The 19016-nt window shown below is 48.0% G+C and carries 13 protein-coding genes; all 13 read left to right on the plus strand.

The window, feature by feature from the left end:
* Positions 1-43 precede the first annotated feature (43 nt).
* The 13 genes from ACTRXD_RS20815 (at position 44) to ACTRXD_RS20875 (ending at position 18954) form a co-directional block, all read left to right on the plus strand.
* The gene (locus ACTRXD_RS20815; RefSeq protein ID WP_312740970.1) at positions 44-2014 is read left to right on the plus strand and encodes a cytochrome ubiquinol oxidase subunit I; all 1971 of its coding nucleotides are present in this window, start codon (positions 44-46) and stop codon (positions 2012-2014) included.
* A gap of 66 nt (positions 2015-2080) precedes the next feature.
* Positions 2081-3394 (plus strand): c-type cytochrome, encoded by a 1314-nt coding sequence (locus ACTRXD_RS20820; protein WP_442433695.1) that lies wholly within the window; start codon positions 2081-2083, stop codon positions 3392-3394.
* A gap of 45 nt (positions 3395-3439) precedes the next feature.
* On the plus strand, positions 3440-4408 hold the full coding sequence (locus ACTRXD_RS20825) for a c-type cytochrome (RefSeq protein ID WP_442433696.1): 969 nt from the start codon (positions 3440-3442) through the stop codon (positions 4406-4408).
* Positions 4409-4469: 61 nt separating this feature from the next.
* The gene (locus ACTRXD_RS20830) at positions 4470-6293 is read left to right on the plus strand and encodes a c-type cytochrome (protein WP_442433697.1); all 1824 of its coding nucleotides are present in this window, start codon (positions 4470-4472) and stop codon (positions 6291-6293) included.
* Between the two features lie 91 nt (positions 6294-6384).
* Positions 6385-6978 (plus strand): molybdenum cofactor guanylyltransferase, encoded by a 594-nt coding sequence (mobA, locus tag ACTRXD_RS20835; RefSeq protein ID WP_442433729.1) that lies wholly within the window; start codon positions 6385-6387, stop codon positions 6976-6978.
* 4 nt (positions 6979-6982) lie between these two features.
* Complete coding sequence (locus ACTRXD_RS20840) at positions 6983-8062, plus strand: glycosyltransferase family 9 protein (protein WP_442433698.1); 1080 nt, start codon at positions 6983-6985, stop codon at positions 8060-8062.
* A gap of 68 nt (positions 8063-8130) precedes the next feature.
* A complete protein-coding gene (gene argS / locus ACTRXD_RS20845; RefSeq protein WP_442433699.1) occupies positions 8131-9912 on the plus strand; it encodes an arginine--tRNA ligase in 1782 nt (593 codons plus the stop codon).
* A 31-nt stretch (positions 9913-9943) separates the two neighbouring features.
* Positions 9944-11119 (plus strand): tRNA guanosine(34) transglycosylase Tgt, encoded by a 1176-nt coding sequence (tgt, locus tag ACTRXD_RS20850; protein ID WP_442433700.1) that lies wholly within the window; start codon positions 9944-9946, stop codon positions 11117-11119.
* Between the two features lie 41 nt (positions 11120-11160).
* Positions 11161-11484, plus strand: a complete 324-nt coding sequence (gene yajC / locus ACTRXD_RS20855; RefSeq protein WP_312643635.1) for a preprotein translocase subunit YajC — start codon at positions 11161-11163, stop codon at positions 11482-11484.
* 19 nt (positions 11485-11503) lie between these two features.
* Complete coding sequence (gene secD, locus ACTRXD_RS20860; protein WP_442433701.1) at positions 11504-13138, plus strand: protein translocase subunit SecD; 1635 nt, start codon at positions 11504-11506, stop codon at positions 13136-13138.
* 152 nt (positions 13139-13290) lie between these two features.
* Complete coding sequence (gene secF / locus ACTRXD_RS20865) at positions 13291-14211, plus strand: protein translocase subunit SecF (RefSeq protein ID WP_442433702.1); 921 nt, start codon at positions 13291-13293, stop codon at positions 14209-14211.
* Positions 14212-14311: 100 nt separating this feature from the next.
* Complete coding sequence (locus tag ACTRXD_RS20870; RefSeq protein ID WP_442433703.1) at positions 14312-17497, plus strand: PAS domain S-box protein; 3186 nt, start codon at positions 14312-14314, stop codon at positions 17495-17497.
* Positions 17494-18954: a sigma-54-dependent transcriptional regulator gene (locus ACTRXD_RS20875; RefSeq protein ID WP_442433704.1), complete on the plus strand. Its 1461-nt coding sequence runs from the start codon at positions 17494-17496 to the stop codon at positions 18952-18954. The genes ACTRXD_RS20870 and ACTRXD_RS20875 overlap by 4 nt, the downstream gene beginning before the upstream one ends.
* The last annotated feature ends 62 nt before the right edge of the window (positions 18955-19016 follow it).

Below are 19016 nucleotides of genomic sequence, written 5' to 3' on the forward strand. Positions count from 1 at the left end.
TTGATGGGTTTAACTCAACACGTTTTCACAAGGAGGTAGGTCAATGGGTCGCCTGTTCAATCAAATGACCCGGGGGAAGAAAAAGTTGTTCGCCGTATCGGCCTTGATGGTGATGGGCTGTCTGTTGTTGTTGCCGATTTTCCTGTCAGTCACCGCCGTAGCAGGTGGGGGTGGTGCACCGGCTGGTGGTCCTCCTGCGGATGTCGTTGCTGCGCAAAAGGCAGCAGGGGAGGAGGGAGAGGCTGAAAAAGTGGAGATGGGCCGGGACGTTTATTACAAGACCGAAGGTCCAGCCATTGGAATGCCGGCACCGGTAACGGAAGACAATGAAACTTTTTACCCTCGGTATAACTTTGAAAGTCGTGTCCTTCTTTGGGTGGCCAACCAGCAACATCTTTATTATGGAAGTTTTGTGTTGGCGGTACCAATCTTTTGTATGTGTATCGAGTTTGCCGGGATGGTCAGTAAAGATAAAGCCATGGCCAAAAAGTATGACCAATTGGCTTATGATTTTATCAAGATCAGCCTGACAGCTTATTCCTTAACCGCCATTCTAGGTGGGATCCTGATCTTTACCTTCCTCACGCTCTATCCGGCCTTCTTTGGTTATTTATCCAGTATTTTCCGGCCGGTCATGCACATCTATGCCTTAACGTTCGTGGCGGAAAGTGCAACCCTCTACATTTATTATTACGGTTGGGACAAAATGCGGGAAGGTGTTCTGAAATGGGTTCATCTCAGCATGTCCGTCATCCTGAATGTGATTGGAACGGTGCTCATGTTCCTAGCCAATTCATGGATTGCATTTATGATGTCACCGGCAGGAGTAGATGAGCAAGGACGTTATCTTGGAAATATTTGGCATGTGATCCATACGGCGCTTTGGAATCCTTTGAATGTTCATAGGATTCTCGGGAACATGGCCTTTGGTGGTGGTGTGGTGGCAGCCTATGCAGCTTACCGTTTCCTTTCTTCAAAAACAGATGAAGAGCGGGCTCATTATGACTGGATGGGCTACATCGCAATGAGTTTAGGTGTGGCATTCCTCATCCCATTGCCCTTTGCAGGATATTGGTTGATGCGTGAGGTGTATGCCTACCGACAACAAATGGGTATTACCCTTATGGGTGGTTTGTTAGCTTGGTTGTTTATTATCCAAGCCACCATGATCGGAATCCTCTTCCTGACCACAAATTATTACTTGTGGCAAGCCCTCGGACGGATGACCGGTGGGGAACGATTCCAGAAATATATTAAGTATCTCGTGTTTATTTTAGTTGTTGGTCTTCTGGTTTTCATTACGCCACATACGATCGTCATGACGCCGGCTGAATTGAAAGCTATGGGTGGTCAACAACATCCGGTTCTGGGTAATTATGGTGTCATGTCGGCAAAAAATGGCGGCATTAATGCCATTATTATGACTACCGTTTTAAGCTTTATATGGTACCAGCGAGGGAACAGAGTCCCTACGGTTAGCTGGGCCAAATTTGGCAATATTTTTATGGGATGTTTTTTCATCATAGCTCAGTTAAACAATGTTTGGTTGGCTTGCTATGGGTATTTCATTCCTGCCAACGTGCGAATTGGATTGTCGGTGCCTCAGGTGGCCGGAACATTGTCATGTCTGTTGTTAATGACGCCACTGAATCTTGCGATGTTGAAAAACGGAAGACAGCTGGGACCGATTAGATGGGGTCAAATTCCCCCACGTTCCCAATATGCCATCATCATGTTGGCCACAGCATTCACATGGATGATGGGATTAATGGGCTATATCCGTTCTTCAGTGAGATTGTTCTGGCACGTCAACGAGGTCATGCGGGATAACTCTCCCTGGGCTTATACCCATACAATCGGGTTTGCGGCCAACGTCATTTCGTTTAACGTATTATTTTTCTGGATCAGTATTATGTTCGTCTTTTGGTTAGGAACCCTTGGTGCGAAAAAAGTACCGGTTCCTTCGCCGGCAGGGCAGCCAGTTCCATCTCCTCAGTCTGCAACTGGTCATTAACGAAAAATACAATTACAAACAATCGTGGGGCTGCAATAGGCAGCCCCCAAGTTGGAGGATTGCACTGTGGTTGAGTTATTGGGACGGGCAATAGAAATGGGTTGGCCAGTATTGCTCATGCTGGTTGGGCTGTTGCTGTATTTCCAGGCATCTATTTCGGACCCGGTAAAAAAGAAACGGGCGAGCTTCCAGACGTTAATTGGAATTTTCTGTGCATTTTTGGCCTTTATCGCCATTTCCAATTACGTAGATAACTTTGAAGGGAACAGCGGTTTATTGCCGGTTTCTCTGGTCATGATTACCATTATGACTTTCGTTATGGGGCTTTACTTTCCCAACATCAGTGCACTGATGAAAATTGGCGGATTCATGTTTTTTGTAGCTGCCGCGCTTTCCGGTTATGGAAATTGGCTTCCTCAAGTCGAAGGAGGGTTTCCTCCTCCTGTCGTGAAGTTGGACTTCCAAAGCATGTCATCGCAACAATTGGGTGATGAGGGAGAGAAAATCATTTTCGGTGGAATTGGTCAAAGCAAAACACAAGGGGCCATCGGCAAGGGCCAATGCCCATTATGCCATGGATTCCAACAGGGCTTTTTAAGTGAGCGTGCACCGAATCTCTATGGAATCCCGGATAGATCAACTGAGCGATTAAAAGAGCCAAATTATCACATGAACAATGCGGCCGCTCGAACTACAGAGCAAAAGGAATCCTTTGAAGGATCCGGCACGGCAACAAATGCTCAAGAATATATCGCCGAGTCACATGCATGTCCAAGTTGTTTTGTGGTGACTGGATTTGGTGTGAAGGGTTCGAATGACACCGTAAGCCCCATGCCGAAGATTCACAAACCACCGATATCTTTGACTTTGGGAGAATTGGCCGCTGTGGATACCTGGATGTATACGCGGGAAGGAAAAGAAGCCCCATCGTATGATGAAATCGTCGCCTCATATGAAAAATTTATTCCGGAAGCAGATCGTCCCGCTGCAGGTGGTGAAGAAGAAGCTGGAGCTGGTGGTGGAAATCTTTTAGCAGACGGAAGCGAGCCATACGACAAACTCTTTATGAAAGCCGGTTGTCCGGCCTGTCATACAATCCCAGGAATTGAAGGTGCCACGGGAAAAGTTGGTCCTCTCCTCATGGAGGGGTCGAATGCCCCAAATCGGCTTAAAGATCCAGGTTATCAGGGTAAAGCCAAATCGCCGAAGGAGTACATTACTGAGTCGATATTGAACCCAAGTGCCTATGTCGTGAAGGATTTTCCCGACAATCAAATGCCCAAGGATTTTGGCGTAAGGTTGACAGGCGGGGCTCTCAGTAAAATGGTTGATTACTTGGCTCAATTAAAAGAAGGCCAACCTTTACCTCCAAAAGAATAAGGAATATTAATTTAGGGGATAACCCTTTATAAGGAGTAAGGAAGAATGACGTGGCTTAAACTAGTTGAAGGCTACATGCCGATGCAGATGATTACAGAGTTGGCTATCTGCATCCTTGTGTTTTCTATTATTAACTATTCTCTTAAAAGAGCGGGCATGGGTTTGCCCAAGTTTTGGGCAGGAATCTTTGTCTGGTGTTTTGTGAATTTGTTCTATCTGAAGTATCGAATCTATCCGCCCATTCCCTTTAGTGTGAGGGCCATTTATGGGACCGTTGCTGCTTGCGGTATTTTTATGTGGGTTTCGGGATCGCAGCAGGAGTGGGAAGAATTTAAACGTCCCATCATAAATGTTTTGGATGCAAAAACCGGAATGACTAAGTTCATTCGAACAGCCTTATTGATTTTATTGCCAATCGGGCTTTGGGGATTTGCTTACAGTTCTTTCCTTCCCAGCTTTGATGAACCCATTGAATTGAGGACCGTGCATCCGGCCCCACCGGCCACAACTAAGGTGCATGGGAAAACGTATGTATTACAAACTGCCGCGAATCCCTATCGTATTAATCCAGAGGGTAAATACGATCAGGCATACAGTAACGCTCATATCGTAAGTCAGGATATGGGTCGTTTAATGAAAGATGTGAAAAATCCGGAAGATAACCCCTGGGATCCCAATGCTAAAGGTTATATTAAACATGTTCGGGAAGGGGGAGAGATCTTTTTCCAAAATTGCCATTTCTGTCATGGGGATAATTTGAACGGTCGCGGCCTCTGGGCGTTTGCCTTTAATCCAATTCCTGCCAATTTTACCGATGCAGGAACCATCGCACAGCTCCAAGAAACTTTTGTGTTCTGGCGAGTAGCTAAAGGTGGAATTGGTCTGCCAGGTGAAGGTTTCCCCTGGGCATCCGTCATGCCACCGTGGGAACAGCATTTAACGGTTGACGAAATTTGGAAAGTCATCATGTTTGAATACTGGCACACCGGGTATTACCCGCGGACTTGGGAATAAGGGGGACGCGGACATGAATGAAATTCAATTCGATACTGGACACTTTGAAAAGAGGATGGTCATGAACGAAACGACTACAGCCGGATATGGTAGGCGTGGCCTTGGAGCCTGGCTTCTCAGTTGCGGTCTCCTTTTGGGAGGATTAGGCTTTGCTACCACGTCCCACGCGGAAATGGCGGAAGGATTTGCCGAAGGGAGTCGGCCGGCTCCCCCACCTGCTGAACAAGTTGAGGCAGGGAAGCGAGTGTATTTCACCAAATGTGTCTGGTGCCATGGCGTTAACGGAGCAGGGGACGGGCCAGGAGCAGACCGTTTATGGCCGCGTCCGCGTAATTTTAATTCCGGGACATTTAAGATCCGCCATACGGCAAGCGGTGAATTGCCCCTCATCGACGTGGATTTATTTCAAACCGTGACTCATGGTTTGCCGGGATCCGCGATGCCCTCATGGGAAGGTATTTTGACTGAAGACCAACGCAGGGATGTCTTAGCCTTTGTCACCACCGAATTGGTCAAGGACCGGAGTTGGCAAGATACCGAATTTGAAGAATTTCATGTGTTACAATTGGATAAAATTGAACCCGTTCCTCCTACGGCAGAATCGGTGAAGCGTGGGTCCGAGCTTGTGAAGGAAATGAAGTGCATCGAATGCCATGGGTTGGAGGGACGTGGAGACGGGAATGCGTTCAACCTCAAGGATGACTGGGGTTTTTCCATTCAACCTGCCGACTGGCATAAGTGTTGGAATTTCAGAGGTAGCCGACAGGATGCCTATAATGTGAAGAATATTTTTAGAACTTTTTCAACAGGGGTGAGTGGAACACCCATGCCTTCGTTTGCGGATAATACTACAGTCGAGGATCGGTGGCACATTGCAAATTATGTAAACCATCTCTGTGAAAGGGATAAGGATGTAGATATTGCCGGCGGTAATGTGACGGATGAAATCGCGGCCGCATTAGTTGCAGCCAAACCTAGGGGAATTGATCCTTTAACGGATAAGCCAAAAGTCGATTTCGTTGTTCCTTCAAAGTTCGTTGAAGGAGAGTTGCCTGCTGACGAGCACGACGAACGGTGGAACCTGGTTGATCGACGGATTGTGGCAATGGGTGGACAGATCACTCATAAGCCACGAAACTTTGTAACCAGAATTGACGATGTCTGGATTCAGTCCCTTTACAACGAAACCCATATTTCGTTTATGTTCAGGTGGGATGATCGTACAAAGAGTGTGCAGGAAGACGAGGTAGACTGGGAACCCTACGAGGTAAATCTTGGTGATTATGGAATAGAGGAGCAACCTCCTGGAGGTTCGAAGTTTGCTGATGATCCTGAACATCCTGAATCCATTGCTGCGAAACAAACGGCCTATCAGGTGTTTAATGATGGGCTTGCCTTCCAGTTTCCTATTAAATGGCAGGAATTGCCTGCTCCACGAAAACCAAGATATTTCTGGGGCGATGAGGGATTTCCCGTTGATATTACTAAATGGACGGCTGACGGCGAACTGAAAGCCTACCAAGGGACGGGGTGGGATATAGATTTTGATGATCGTGACGATTTCACCGAACAATTAAAAACGGTGAAAGCCGAGTGGAAGGATGGAAGATGGACTGTTATCGTGACCCGACCACTCAAAGGTGACTACGAAGAAGATGCCTACATTGAATTGGGAAAATATATTCCTATTAATTTCTTTGTTTGGGATGGGCACAATGGGGACGTAGGCCGAAAGATGGCAGTTTCCGCTTTCTATTATCTGGTGTTAGAGCCACCTATTGAAAAGGAAACATATATTTACCCAACGCTGGCCGCCATCGGGTTGGTCCTTGTGGAAGGGTGGATTTTGACCCGGCGTGCCAATAGGCGTAAGGGTAAAGTCTAACAATGTTGTAAACCTCGGAATACTCCGAAAAAGTGAAGGGGGTGGGCAACCACCCCCTTTTTTTATGACCAATACAAAAAAAATTACAAACATGTCCGCAGTGATCCTCGCTGGCGGGAAAAGCCGGAGGATGGGAAAGGATAAACGAACCCTCGAATGGGGAGGAACTACATTTCTTGATAAAGTTTGTCTTACCATAGGGGAATTATTTGATGAAATAATAATGGTGACCGCAATAGAAGATTATCCTTGCGGGCATCTTCCTGTTCGTTTAGTGACTGACACCATTCCTCAAAAAGGCTCATTAGGTGGAATATTCACGGGGATTAATGAAGCCTCTTTTTCCTCCGTTTTTGTTGTGGCTTGCGATATGCCATTTTTAAATCCTTTTGTTATTTCAAGGCTTTGCTCTCTGCCTGAAAATGATGTGGTAATGCCCAAGCTTTCGTCAGGATATCAGCCTCTTCACGCACGATATTCCAAACGATGCTCCCTCATAATGGAGAAGATGATTCAGGAGGGGAATCTTCGAATTCAAAGTCTGATTCAGGATCCATCTCTCTCCATTCAAATTGTTGAGGAAGCTCTATTCCATGACATTGATCCGCATGGGTATTCTTTTTTGAATATCAATACACCCGCTGATTATGAATTTGCCAGAAAAGCTGGTCCTCATCTGAAGTAATGGTATGTCCCTTCCACCTCACAATTTATTGATTGTCCATCCTGGCGCATTAGGGGATGGGTTGTTGGCTCTGCCCGCTATTCGGGTATTGAAGGCTAAGTTTCCCGGGCACCGTCTGATTTGGTTTGGACATAAGGAATTAGGTGATGTGTTCGTGGATGCGCAGGAAGTTCATCAGTCCTATTCTTTTGATAGGCTGGAGTTTTTGACATATCGTGGGACTAAGGATTCCCCTCAGGAAAAATTCCTGTCGGTTATCCGCCGTGGCGAAAGAGCCATAGGTTGGTTGGAGGACACAGATAGAATCTGGCAAGGTTGGTTTAAGGCTGCCGGAATTCAAGATTGCATTTTTCGCTCACCTCATGACAGAACCTTGCGTAATCATCATATGGTTGATCGATATGTGGAAATACTCCAACCGTGGGTTCAGACGACACAGTTCCTGCGTGACATAGAAATAACCAGGAGTCTTACAGGTCCTCTTGTTTCCCCCAAATCACGTTCGGGGAGAATTGCTTATCCCATCAAGGAGCCACTTATCCTTCTCCATGCTGGAAGTGGCAGTCGATACAAATGTGCCTCTCCGGTATTATGGGCGAGTATTGTCAAGGGCCTGATGATGGCGAACCCAAAATGGAAAATATGTCTTGTAGGAGGACCTGCAGATAATGACTCGCTTCGATATGTGCAAGGCCTACTGATTAACCTTGAATATGCCATTCTGACAGGAATGGATCTGCTTCAGATTGGGCAATATTTACAACATGCCAAATTGTTTATTGGTCATGATTCCGGTTTGTCGCATTTTGCTGCAAGTTTTGGCGTGCCTTCGGTGTTGTTGTTTGGTCCCACTGACCCTGGAAAATGGGCGCCGCGGGGAAATCATGTAGCCGTAATACGAAAATTCTGTCATTGCTTAGGGAAGGCGGCCATTGCGCATTGTACGGATATGCCGTGTCTTTCTTTTTCCAAAGGTGAAGTCCTCGCAACTGTTGAAGACGTGTTAAGTGGAGTAAAAGCGTTCGTGGCCAGCCCGAGCTTCGAGTGTATTGATGAACCTTGCACGGTGCCTTGCCTTGGCTAGAATGCTGTGGTACATTCGCCGCGGCTATTAAAAAACCCATATATTCTGCGTAGATAGGATGTTTCGCCGTGGAGAAATTTCTCCAAAACCAAGTCATTGAAGCCATCGCGGATATCCTAGACAAGGTCAGGGAATCCGGCGAATTAAGTCTGGACACGATTCCAGCCATTGCCGTGGAACCTCCTAAGCGACCGGAATGGGGGGATTTTTCGTCTAGTGTCGCGATGACATTGGCCTCACAAGTTCGACAATCGCCTCTGAAAGTAGCCGAACTGTTGGCGACCGGTCTTCGGGCCCAGTTTTCAGATGTTTTTGTCAGCGTTACTGTTGCCCCTCCAGGATTTTTGAATTTGACTCTCCATCCCCTCAGGTGGATTCAGGTTTTACGAATGATTCAGGAAAATGGTGTGTTGTATGGCACCAGCAACATCGGAAAAGGTAAACGTATTCTCCTGGAATTCGTGAGTGCGAATCCGACTGGGCCTTTGCATGTCGGACATGGACGAGGCGCGGCATTGGGACAGGCCATGGCCAGGTTATTGGCATCTATCGGATTTATGGTTTCCCGCGAATATTATGTTAACGATGCCGGTCGTCAACTCCAGTTGTTGGGCCGGTCCGTCTATGCCCGCTATCGAGAGCATTGGGGAAAACCGTCATCCTTTCCCGAGGATGGGTATCATGGAGACTATATAAAAATTGTGGCTGAATCTGTGGCGAAGACCCATGGGCCAACCTTACTGGAAGGCTCATCAGATGATGCCGAAATGCTCTGCGCTCAATTGGCCAGTCAGATGCTTTTGGATCGAATTAAAGAAGATTTGGCTACATTTGGGGTTGAATTTGACTCCTGGTTTAGCGAGACATCTCTGCATACGGCAGGCCTTATCCAACAGTCATTGGACGAACTTCGGCAAAAGAAGCTGCTCATAGAAGAGGATGGTGCCTGGTGGTTTCGTTCATCTCAGTTTGGGGATGAAAAGGATCGTGTGGCTCAAAAACAGGATGGGAGCTATACCTACTTAGCGGCCGATATGGCCTACCATCGACAAAAATTAGATCGTGGCTTTGATACCTTAATAAATATTTGGGGAGCGGACCATCATGGGTATATTCCACGCATGGAAGCGACGGTTCAAGCGTTTGGCTTTGCCAAGGAGGCCTTGCGAATCGTCCTGGTCCAAATGGTGAGCCTGCGACGTGGTGGTCAAAAAATTGAGATGTCAAAGCGAGCCGGTGAATTTGTGACCCTGCGCGAGGTGATTGATGAGGTTGGTCCAGATGCCGCCAAATTCTTTTTCCTGATGAGAAGGGCCGATACGCATTTGGATTTTGATCTGGAATTGGCCAAACAACAGTCTTCCGACAATCCCGTCTATTATGTTCAGTATGCGCATGCGCGATTGGCCAGTCTCTTTCGAGTGGCGCAGGAACGGCAAGTGCCCCTTCCGACTGTCCAGGATGTCGATCAGGTCTTGTTGATCCAGGATGAAGAGTTAGGGCTGATTAAAACGTTGGCACAGTATCCTTTTGTAATTGAAAACAGTGCGATGGCGTTGGAGCCTCATCGGGTCACGTTTTATCTCCAAGAGCTTGCGGCCCAATTGCATGCCTACTACAACAAAAATCGGGTCCTTCCCTCATTGGATCCTGAGAGGAACACCGGGGATACGGGAGACAACATTAAATTAGGGGCAAGTGAGCATACTACAGCGGTGAGTCAGGAGCGCATCTACGAAAGTATTTCGCCGGACTTGACCGCTGCTCGCTTAGCCCTGCTTCGGCAAGTCCGGACGGTCATTGGTAATGGGCTGGCCATCCTGGGAATTTCCGCGCCGGAGAAAATGTAACATGCATGAAGGTCAAGCATACGCAGAGATAATGTCTAAAGATCCATCCACTTCACAATCAGGTCCCAATCGTTTTCATCTTCAGCATACGTTGCCTTCTGGTCGTGCGAGGGTTGGACGACTTTTAACCTCCCATGGTGAGATCGATACTCCGGCCTTTATGCCTGTTGGCTCACAGGGGACGATCAAAGGACTGGACCCGAATGAAGTCCGCGAATGCGGGTTTCATATGGTTTTGGCGAATGCCTATCATCTATTTTTGCGTCCTGGGCATGAACTCATTGAATCTCTGGGAGGGCTTCATGCTTTCATGCAATGGCCCGGAGCGATTTTGACCGATAGTGGGGGCTACCAGATGGTGAGCCTGGCCGATCTTTGTGAGGTGACCGAGGAGGGGGTTGGCTTTCGTTCTCATATCGACGGTGCGTGGCATTTACTCTCACCGGAAAAAAGTATGGCCATCCAGGTCGCACTTGGCTCCGATATTATGATGGTTCTTGACCATTGTCCGACTTTTCCTTGTACAGAACAGCAAGCACGTGAGGCTGTACAGCGAACGACCAGGTGGGCTCAGCGATGTGTTGCGGTACCGAGAAAAGTGCATCAATGGTTGTTTGGGATTGTTCAGGGTGGAGTCTTTGTCCAATTGAGACAAGAATCGACCCAGGAGTTGGTCAATTTGAATATGGATGGCTATGCCTTGGGTGGATTATCCTTGGGAGAAGAAAAGCCCGCAATGTTGGCGATGATCGAGACGGTGATTGATCAGCTTCCACCCGGTCGTCCCCGCTACTTAATGGGAGTTGGGCTTCCTGAAGATATCGTGGAAGGGGTGGCTCGGGGATTGGATTTATTTGATTGCGTTATCCCGACCAGGCATGGGCGTACCGGTTGGCTGTTTACCTCGACAGGGAAGGTGTTGATTAAGCAGGCTCGCTATGCCCGTGATCCGAATCCCATTGATGGCGAATGTGGGTGTCCGGTCTGCCAACGGTTTTCCAGAGCCTATTTGCGGCACTTGTTTTTATCGCATGAAATGTTAGGCGTCCGTCTGAATACGATCCATAATCTTTGGTATTATGGCTCGCTCATGAAGGGGCTACGACAAGCAATCAGCGCGAATCAGTTTGACGATTACCGGAAAGATTTTTACCGCCGACGCGAGTGTGACACGAGTGAAACGCTCATTCAGGAAGTATCGACCTGATTGAATGGGTTGGCCACAGACACATTTTAATTGAGGTACTTATGAACCTAGATTCCTATGCTTGGGCCCAAGCTGGGGGAGCCGGTCCCGATTCCTCCGCCGGCTTATTATCGCTCATTCCTTTTCTTCTGATTTTTGTGGTGTTTTATTTTTTGCTAATTTTGCCGCAGCAACGTCGGCAAAAAAAACAACGGGAATTGTTGGATAGCCTGAAAAAAGGCGATAAGGTCATCACGTCTTCTGGAATTTGGGGAACCGTGACCAATTTGGATAAGGAAACGGCTACCCTGCAAGTCGCGGATAATACAAAAATTCGGTTGCAACGCGATCATATCGCGAGCATCCGTACGTCGAATGAATCATGATGGATCAAGGGGTAGATGAATGAAAAAGCTTCGTGGGAGGTTGTTTCTCCTTTTTGTGGTCACGGTGGTGTCCGTCATCCTGGCCCTTCCTTCGTTCCCAGGGCTGTTCCAGTCGTTGCCTGATGGGGTCAAGCGGGTATTGAGTCACCGTGGGCTTTCCTTGGGTCTCGATCTTCAGGGAGGCATTCACCTGGTTTTGGAAGTCGAAGAGGAACGAGCGGTGCAGATTGCCGTTGATCGAATTCGTAAGGCTGTTGAGGATCTGCTGAAAGACAAGGCGATCGTGGTGGAGGGGGTTCGTCGTGAGGGGTCGAAGATGATTGTCATCACTCTTCAAGAAGAAGCCGATGGGGAGAAAGTCCGAACGCTGCTCGATGAGGCTTTCCCGAACTTTGAGTCGCAAAATTCTTCAGGAACGCGTTTGGAATATGAGCTCCGCCCTACCGAGGTGGATCGAATCAAAACCTCAGCCATCAACCAGGCACTTGAAACCCTCAGAAACCGGATTGATGAATTTGGCGTCGCCGAACCGCTTATCCAGCGGTTGGGGCTCAACCAAATTGCGATTCAATTGCCTGGAGTCAAGGATCCTCAACGGGCTAAAGATCTCATTCAAGAAACGGCTCTCTTAGAATTTAAATTGTTGGAGGAGTCCAAGGCCGCATTGGATTTACCGCCTCAGGTGGAAAAAGGCCAAGAGGATACGGTGAGGAAGGCCTTAGAAGATAAAATTCCAGAAGGGGCAGAAATTCTCTTTGAAACGGCTATCTCGGAACCGGATGGTCGGGCGTATAGTATTCCCTACCTTGTGAAAAAAGATGCCGTTCTCACCGGAGATGTGTTGCAGGATGCGCGCGTGACAATTGGTGATTTCAATGAGCCGATTGTCAGTATTACCTTTGACAGCAAAGGGGCGCGAGAATTTGATGAGCTCACCGCTGCCAACATCGGTAAACGGATGGCGGTAGTCCTGGATGGGAAGGTGTATTCGGCGCCCGTCATTCGAGATCGCATAAGCGGCGGCCGGGCGATCATTGAAGGCACCTTTAACACTGCAGAAGCGAATGATCTGGCTGTGGTGCTCCGGGCTGGTGCCTTACCGGCACCGTTGAAAACCTTGCAGGATTTAACCGTTGGACCTTCCCTGGGACAGGATTCAATTGAGAAGGGGTTACGAACAACGATTATTGCCGGGACGCTGGTCCTCATTTTTATGATTGTGTATTACCGCCTCTCCGGTTTCATCGCCAATATGGCTGTGTTTCTCAATTTAATCTGTTTGCTGGGTGCTTTATCAGGGCTTAATGCCACCTTAACATTACCAGGCATTGCCGGAATTATTTTGACCATTGGAATGGGAGTCGACTCCAATGTGTTGATATTTGAGCGAATTAGAGAGGAGCTCCGCCAGGGACGTCCCGTTCGTTTAGCCGTAGATAGTGGCTATAATAAGGCTTTTTTGACAATCGTCGATTCCCATGTGACGACCCTGATCACCGGGTTGGCGCTGTTTTTATTTGGAACGGGACCTATCAAAGGATTTGCGGTAACCTTGTGCTTAGGAATTGCAATTAACTTGTTTACGGCGCTGGTGGGGACGAGGGTGGTGTTTGATTTTCTGAATCGACGAAAGTTGGACTCGCTTAGTATCTAAGGGGTCGCCTTGTTTGAGGCGTAATTGGTTGAACCTTGCTGGTTGAGAGGAGGCAAGGCGCGGCATTTTCAAATACGAGGATCGATTGAGAAAGGGCGCTATCACAAGCTCATAGACAGGGGATATTCTTTGGGGAGGAGAAATTTTTGGTCATGATGGAAATTCTTGGGAAAACAGATATTGATTTTATGGGAAAGCGGAACATTGCTTTCGCGGTATCGGGCATTCTGGCTTCTCTGGGATTGGTGGCCGTTATCGGAATCCTGTTTGGATGGGCAAACCTGGGAATCGATTTTGCCGGGGGGACGGCGGTTCAGCTTAAATTTGATAAACCACTCCTGATTGCCGACGCCAGGAAAGCCTTGGATGCGCATGGATTGGGTTCCGCTGAACTACAGGAGTTTCCCCAAGACCATAAGCTCTTGATTCGTGTAAAAACAGAAACCACGATCGAAGAAGGAATCAGTGAGAATATCATTCAGGCTTTTCAAGCTGAATTTCCTGATCACGGATTTGTAGTGGATTCCAGTACTTCCATAGGACCCACCATTGGAAAGAAACTGCAAGAAGATGCCTTGATTGCGGTCATCCTTTCTCTTGCAGGCATAATCCTCTATGTCGCGGTTCGTTTTGAGTTTCGTTTTGGCGTGGCTGCAGCCATTGCCACATTTCATGATGTCCTGGCGGTGTTGGGGATTTATTTTTTGTTGAATACCGAAATTACGCTGCTGGTGGTGACGGCGCTATTGACCCTGGCAGGGTATTCTTTGACCGATACAGTGATTGTGTTTGACCGGATTCGTGAAAATCTTCGTCAGAGGAGACGGGAAACGACGACGAAGATTATTAATAATGGAATCAATCAGGTCTTAAGCAGAACATTAATTACGACACTGACTGTGGTTCTGGTCTTGGTGCCGCTGACCATTTGGGGAGGGGAAGTCTTGCATGATTTTTCATTGGCCTTACTGTTGGGGGTCATGGTTGGGACCTACTCCTCGATTTTTGTCGCGAGTCCACTCCTCTTGCTGTGGCCTGGTGCAGAGGGAAAGCTACTGAGCCGAGGTAAATAGTTCCTTGTTACCGTTTCTTGACATCAAGGAAAAAGGAGTACCAAAATGTAGAAAATCATAGGAGTTAGACGTTTTTTATGGATTTTGCGATGTTACCAAAGTGAAACGCTTTGGGTTTCCCCTCCAACTCAAGGGCAAGACGATTCTGGCGATGGTGCTGGTTGGTCTTCTGCCCCTTATTCTTTCTCTTCTCCTCACATATTTTGAAGAAAAACGTGCCCTAAGGGAAGCCGCCGGTATTACCATGAAGGGGATTGCGGTGGAAGTGGCTCGTAAAGTTGAGACCCAGATTATTCGTGGAATTAATGAGGCCCAACAGCTGGCCACGATTCCCTTTATTCGAAGTGCCATCATGAATTCGAACCGGAGTTATGCGGATAAAAATCCAGACGAAATTCAGTCTTTAATTCAGCAGTGGCAGGAAAGTTGGCGGGCCCAATCCAATAAGGATGAGTTCCCGGTTTTTCTGAACAAATATGCTACCGACTACCTGATTCAATGGCACGCGATTCGAAAATCGGATTATCTCGCAATTGTTGTGGTTGATACGCAGGGGGCATTGGTGTTGAGCTCTTTTCCACAAGTCAGTTTTTTTCATGGAAACAGTCTCTGGTGGGAGGCCGTGGTTCAACATCATGATGCCCAGGCGTTTGTGAGCGATTTGTCATTTGATCCAGGGTTTGGGACTCATGTCCTGAATGTTGGTGTCCCGATTTGGGATGATCATCGACAAAACGTAGTGGGAGCTATCAGTATTCTTCTGAGAAGGGATTCGTTATTTCGGTCGATTTCGGAAGTGGCCGCCGGGAAAACCGGTCATGCCATGTTAACCGCATCCGATGGAATGCCGATTCTCTGTCCCGCGTTTTCTTTGGAAGAGCACGTGATGCCGCCTAATGTTGTCAGTGCGTTTCAACGAGGTGAAGTTGGGTGGTTGGTTGCCGATCCGGATTCCCATGGTATGCCGAATGCCATTGTTGGCTATGCTCCTCTTCATTTGGGGCTGCCACTCGCTCCAGAGAGTTTTGGTGGAAAGTCCTGGCATATGTTGACCAGTCAAGATTCTGCCGAGACGTATGCACCACTGGATCAATTATTAAGTAAGGTCATCTTCTATGGCATCTCTGTTTTTGTCATCTTGTGGGGGGCGGGAGTTGTGGTTGCCGGCCGGATCGTGAAGCCCATACAAGCCTTATCGCAGGGAGTTGAGCAATTTGGAGATGGGAATCTTTCGGAAAAGATTGCGATCCGTACCGGTGATGAAATCGAACGCTTGGCTGATACATTCAATGCTATGGCGGACAATCTACAGCATTCGTTTTCTGAGTTGAATCAGAAAGTGGATGAAATCGGGCGATTGGAGCAGAAATATCGTGATCTCATTGAAAATGCTCCGGAAATGATTCATCAATTAGATCCCGAAGGGCGGTTCGTCCATGTAAATACGACTGAGTTGCAAAAGCTGGGCTATTCGCTTGTCGATATGCTTGAGATGTCGCTCTGGGATATTGTCCCGGCGGAACAACAAGAGGGGGTGCGGGCCTATGTCCAAGGGCTGGCCTTGGGTGGGGCGCGCTCCATAGAAACTGTTTTTCGTACGCAATCCCGTGAAGTGATGGATGTGGAAATTCATTCAACAACGCTGATGGATCCGGGGACCCATTCGGTGGTGTATTCGAGAGGATTTGTGAGGGATATAACTGCCCGAAAGGCTCTGGAGCGTGAAGTTGAGCGATATACCACCCAATTGGAAGGGATTGTCGCCGAACGAACCCAACAACTGTCTGACTCAGAAGCGGGCTATAAGGCGTTATTTAATTTGGCTGCCGATTCAATCTTTGTGGTTGATTCGGAAGGCCGTATCTTGGATGTCAATGCGCGTGAACGGGAAATTCTAGGGTATGTCCCTTCTGATTTAGAAGGCGCGTACTTCGTGAAGCTTGTTCCTCAGGCATTTCAGCTGATCAGTCAGAATTTGTTGGAACGAGTCAGTGGTGAAGAGTCAAAGGTGCCCACGACAGAGATTGAGGTTTATGACCGGCAAGGCATCATGAAATCCATGGAGATGGACCTGGTTCGGATTGATATGGGTGGAAGAGCCTCAATCATGGTGCAGTTGCGAGATATTACCGAGCATAAAAAACTTGAAGCTGAACTGCAACGATACAATGAAGTCCTGGAAGAGAAAGTCTCTGAGCGTACCCGGGAAATTGAGCAGGCCAAGCTGTACATTGAAAGTTTGTTGGAAAATGCGAATGACGTGATTTATACCTTGGACGTTGATTTACGGTTTACGTATGTCAATGGGAAAGTTGATGCATGGGGATATCGAAAAGAAGACTTGATTGGTAAACCGTATCTCTCATTACTCTCCAAGCGGTATCGTGGCCGGTATTTGAAAGAAACATTGGATCTTGGGACAAAGCAAGTCTACGAAGTAGAGGTAGTCAGTCGAGAGGGAGAGTTGCGGTCGGTTCTGGTGAGTGTGGCCCCGCTTCTCAATGATGAAGGCGTGTACACAGGAGTATTGGGAATTGCCAGGGATATTACGGAACGGAAGCATTTGGAACGCCAGGTGCAGAATTCTGAACGTTTAGCCTCCATTGGTAAGCTGGCCGCCGGGGTCGCACATGAAATTAACAATCCGTTAGGGGGAATTCTCAATTGTTTATATAATATTCGAAAGGGAACGTTGACGCCTGAGCGATCTCAGGAATATTTGCATTTTATGGAGGACGGATTGCGACGTGTTCAACGCATCGTTCGACAGCTTCTGGATTTTTCCCAGCAACGTGAACCGGAATTAGCCTTGACAGATCTTCATCAAATTTTAGACCGAGTTCTGGTATTGACCGAGCATGTATTCCTGGTCAAACATGCCACTTTGAGTAAGGACTATGATGAGACACTGCCGATGGTGATGGTCGATGCGCATATGATTGAGCAGGTGATTATGAACTTAGTCCTGAATGCGGTTCAGGCACTCAAAGAGGGTGGCAAGGTGACATTGCGTACCCGAAAGCAGGAAGAAGGATATGAAATTGAAGTGGAGGATACTGGGTGCGGCATACCTCAAGAGATTCGACCTCATATTTTTGATCCCTTTTTTACGACGAAAGGGACCGGAGAGGGGACCGGGTTGGGATTGTCGGTGAGTTTGGGAATTGTGCAGCGGCACGCAGGTGAAATGTTGGTTGACAGTGAAGAGGGAAAAGGCACTCGTTTTACTATTCGCTTGCCCTTGGTTCGATCTCGTGCGGGCATTCCTGTAAAGGTAGGCACATGACTCAGGGTTCCGTTTTGATAATTGATGATGAGCCCTTGATGCGAGTCTCTATGGTTGATGCGCTGAAGGCTATCGGCTATGTGGTACAGGAAGCCAGTTCCGGGTTAGAGGGACTCGAGCGGTTGCGGACTTCACGGTTTAATTTGGTCATTACTGATTTGAGATTGCCCGGTGTGGATGGACTGCATATCGTCAAGCAGTGCCGGGAGCAGTGCCCTGGCACGGAAGTAATTGTCATTACGGCACATGGTTCCGTTGACACGGCTGTCGATGCGATGAAAAGCGGTGCCTATGACTATATCACGAAACCCTTTTCTATGGATGAATTGTTATTGAGTGTGCAGCGGGTTTGTGCGGTGGTGGCTCTTCGTGAAGAGAATCGGGTGTTACGGGATGCCTTGGAAAAGAAATTTAGTTTCCAAGGGATCGTGGGAAAAAATGAGCGGATGCGACAAGTGCTGGAGAAAGTCAAGTTAGTCTCGGCCACTGACGCGACCGTTTTAGTGGTAGGGGAAAGTGGAACGGGAAAGGAATTGATTGCCAATGCCATCCATACCAATAGCGCTCGACGAAATCATGCCTTGGTCAAAGTAAGTTGTGCCGCGCTACCGGAAACGCTGTTGGAGGCTGAACTGTTCGGGCATGAAAAAGGGGCGTTTACGGGTGCCCTCCGGCAACGGCAGGGGCGGTTCGAGCTTGCTCATCAGGGAACGCTTTTTTTGGATGAAATCGGCGAAATTTCCCCGTTGGTCCAGATTAAATTGCTTCGTGTTCTACAGGAACGGCAATTTGAACGCGTCGGGGGAAATGACACGATTGAGGTGGATGTGCGATTAGTGTGTGCAACGCAGAAGGATTTGCGGAAAGAAGTTGAACAAGGACGATTCCGGGAAGATCTCTATTATCGATTGAATGTGGTGCCCGTTCAGCTACCCCCTCTCCGAGAACGTCGAGAAGACATTTTCATGATCGCCCAGCATTTTTTGGAGACGATGTCAGGTCGAAATCACCAAGAACCCAAAGCTTTGTCACGGCAAGCTCGCGAGGTGTTATTGCAGTATTCCTTTCCGGGGAATGTTCGCGAATTGGAAAATACTATTGAACGGGCTTTAGCTTTGGCACAACACACTCAAGAAATCCAGGTTTGGGATCTCTGCGGACAGAGTCGATGTCCATATGCGGGAGGGGAACCGCAAAAAGGATGCGGATTTTGCGGGAATCAGGAAGGCAGGAGAGGCGTGAAAAATGGGGCGATGGAAACATTGGCCGAAGCGCGGGAGCATTTTGAGCGGGGGCATATTCTAGAAATACTCAATCGAACAGGGTGGAGTCGCATGACGGCATCGAAGGTTTTAGGATTATCGAGAAAAGGGCTTTGGGAAAAATGTAAACGGTATGGAATTGTGCGGGCAGGCGACGACACGGACTCTGAGAAGGGCGATCAGGATGACGGTTGAAAGGGCAGCCCTTTTAGGAAGAGAGAGCTGCCCTGAGTAAGCTAAGGATTTCTGTGACGGGA

The organism is Nitrospira sp. T9, assembly GCF_052156535.1.
GTDB lineage: Bacteria > Nitrospirota > Nitrospiria > Nitrospirales > UBA8639 > Nitrospira_E.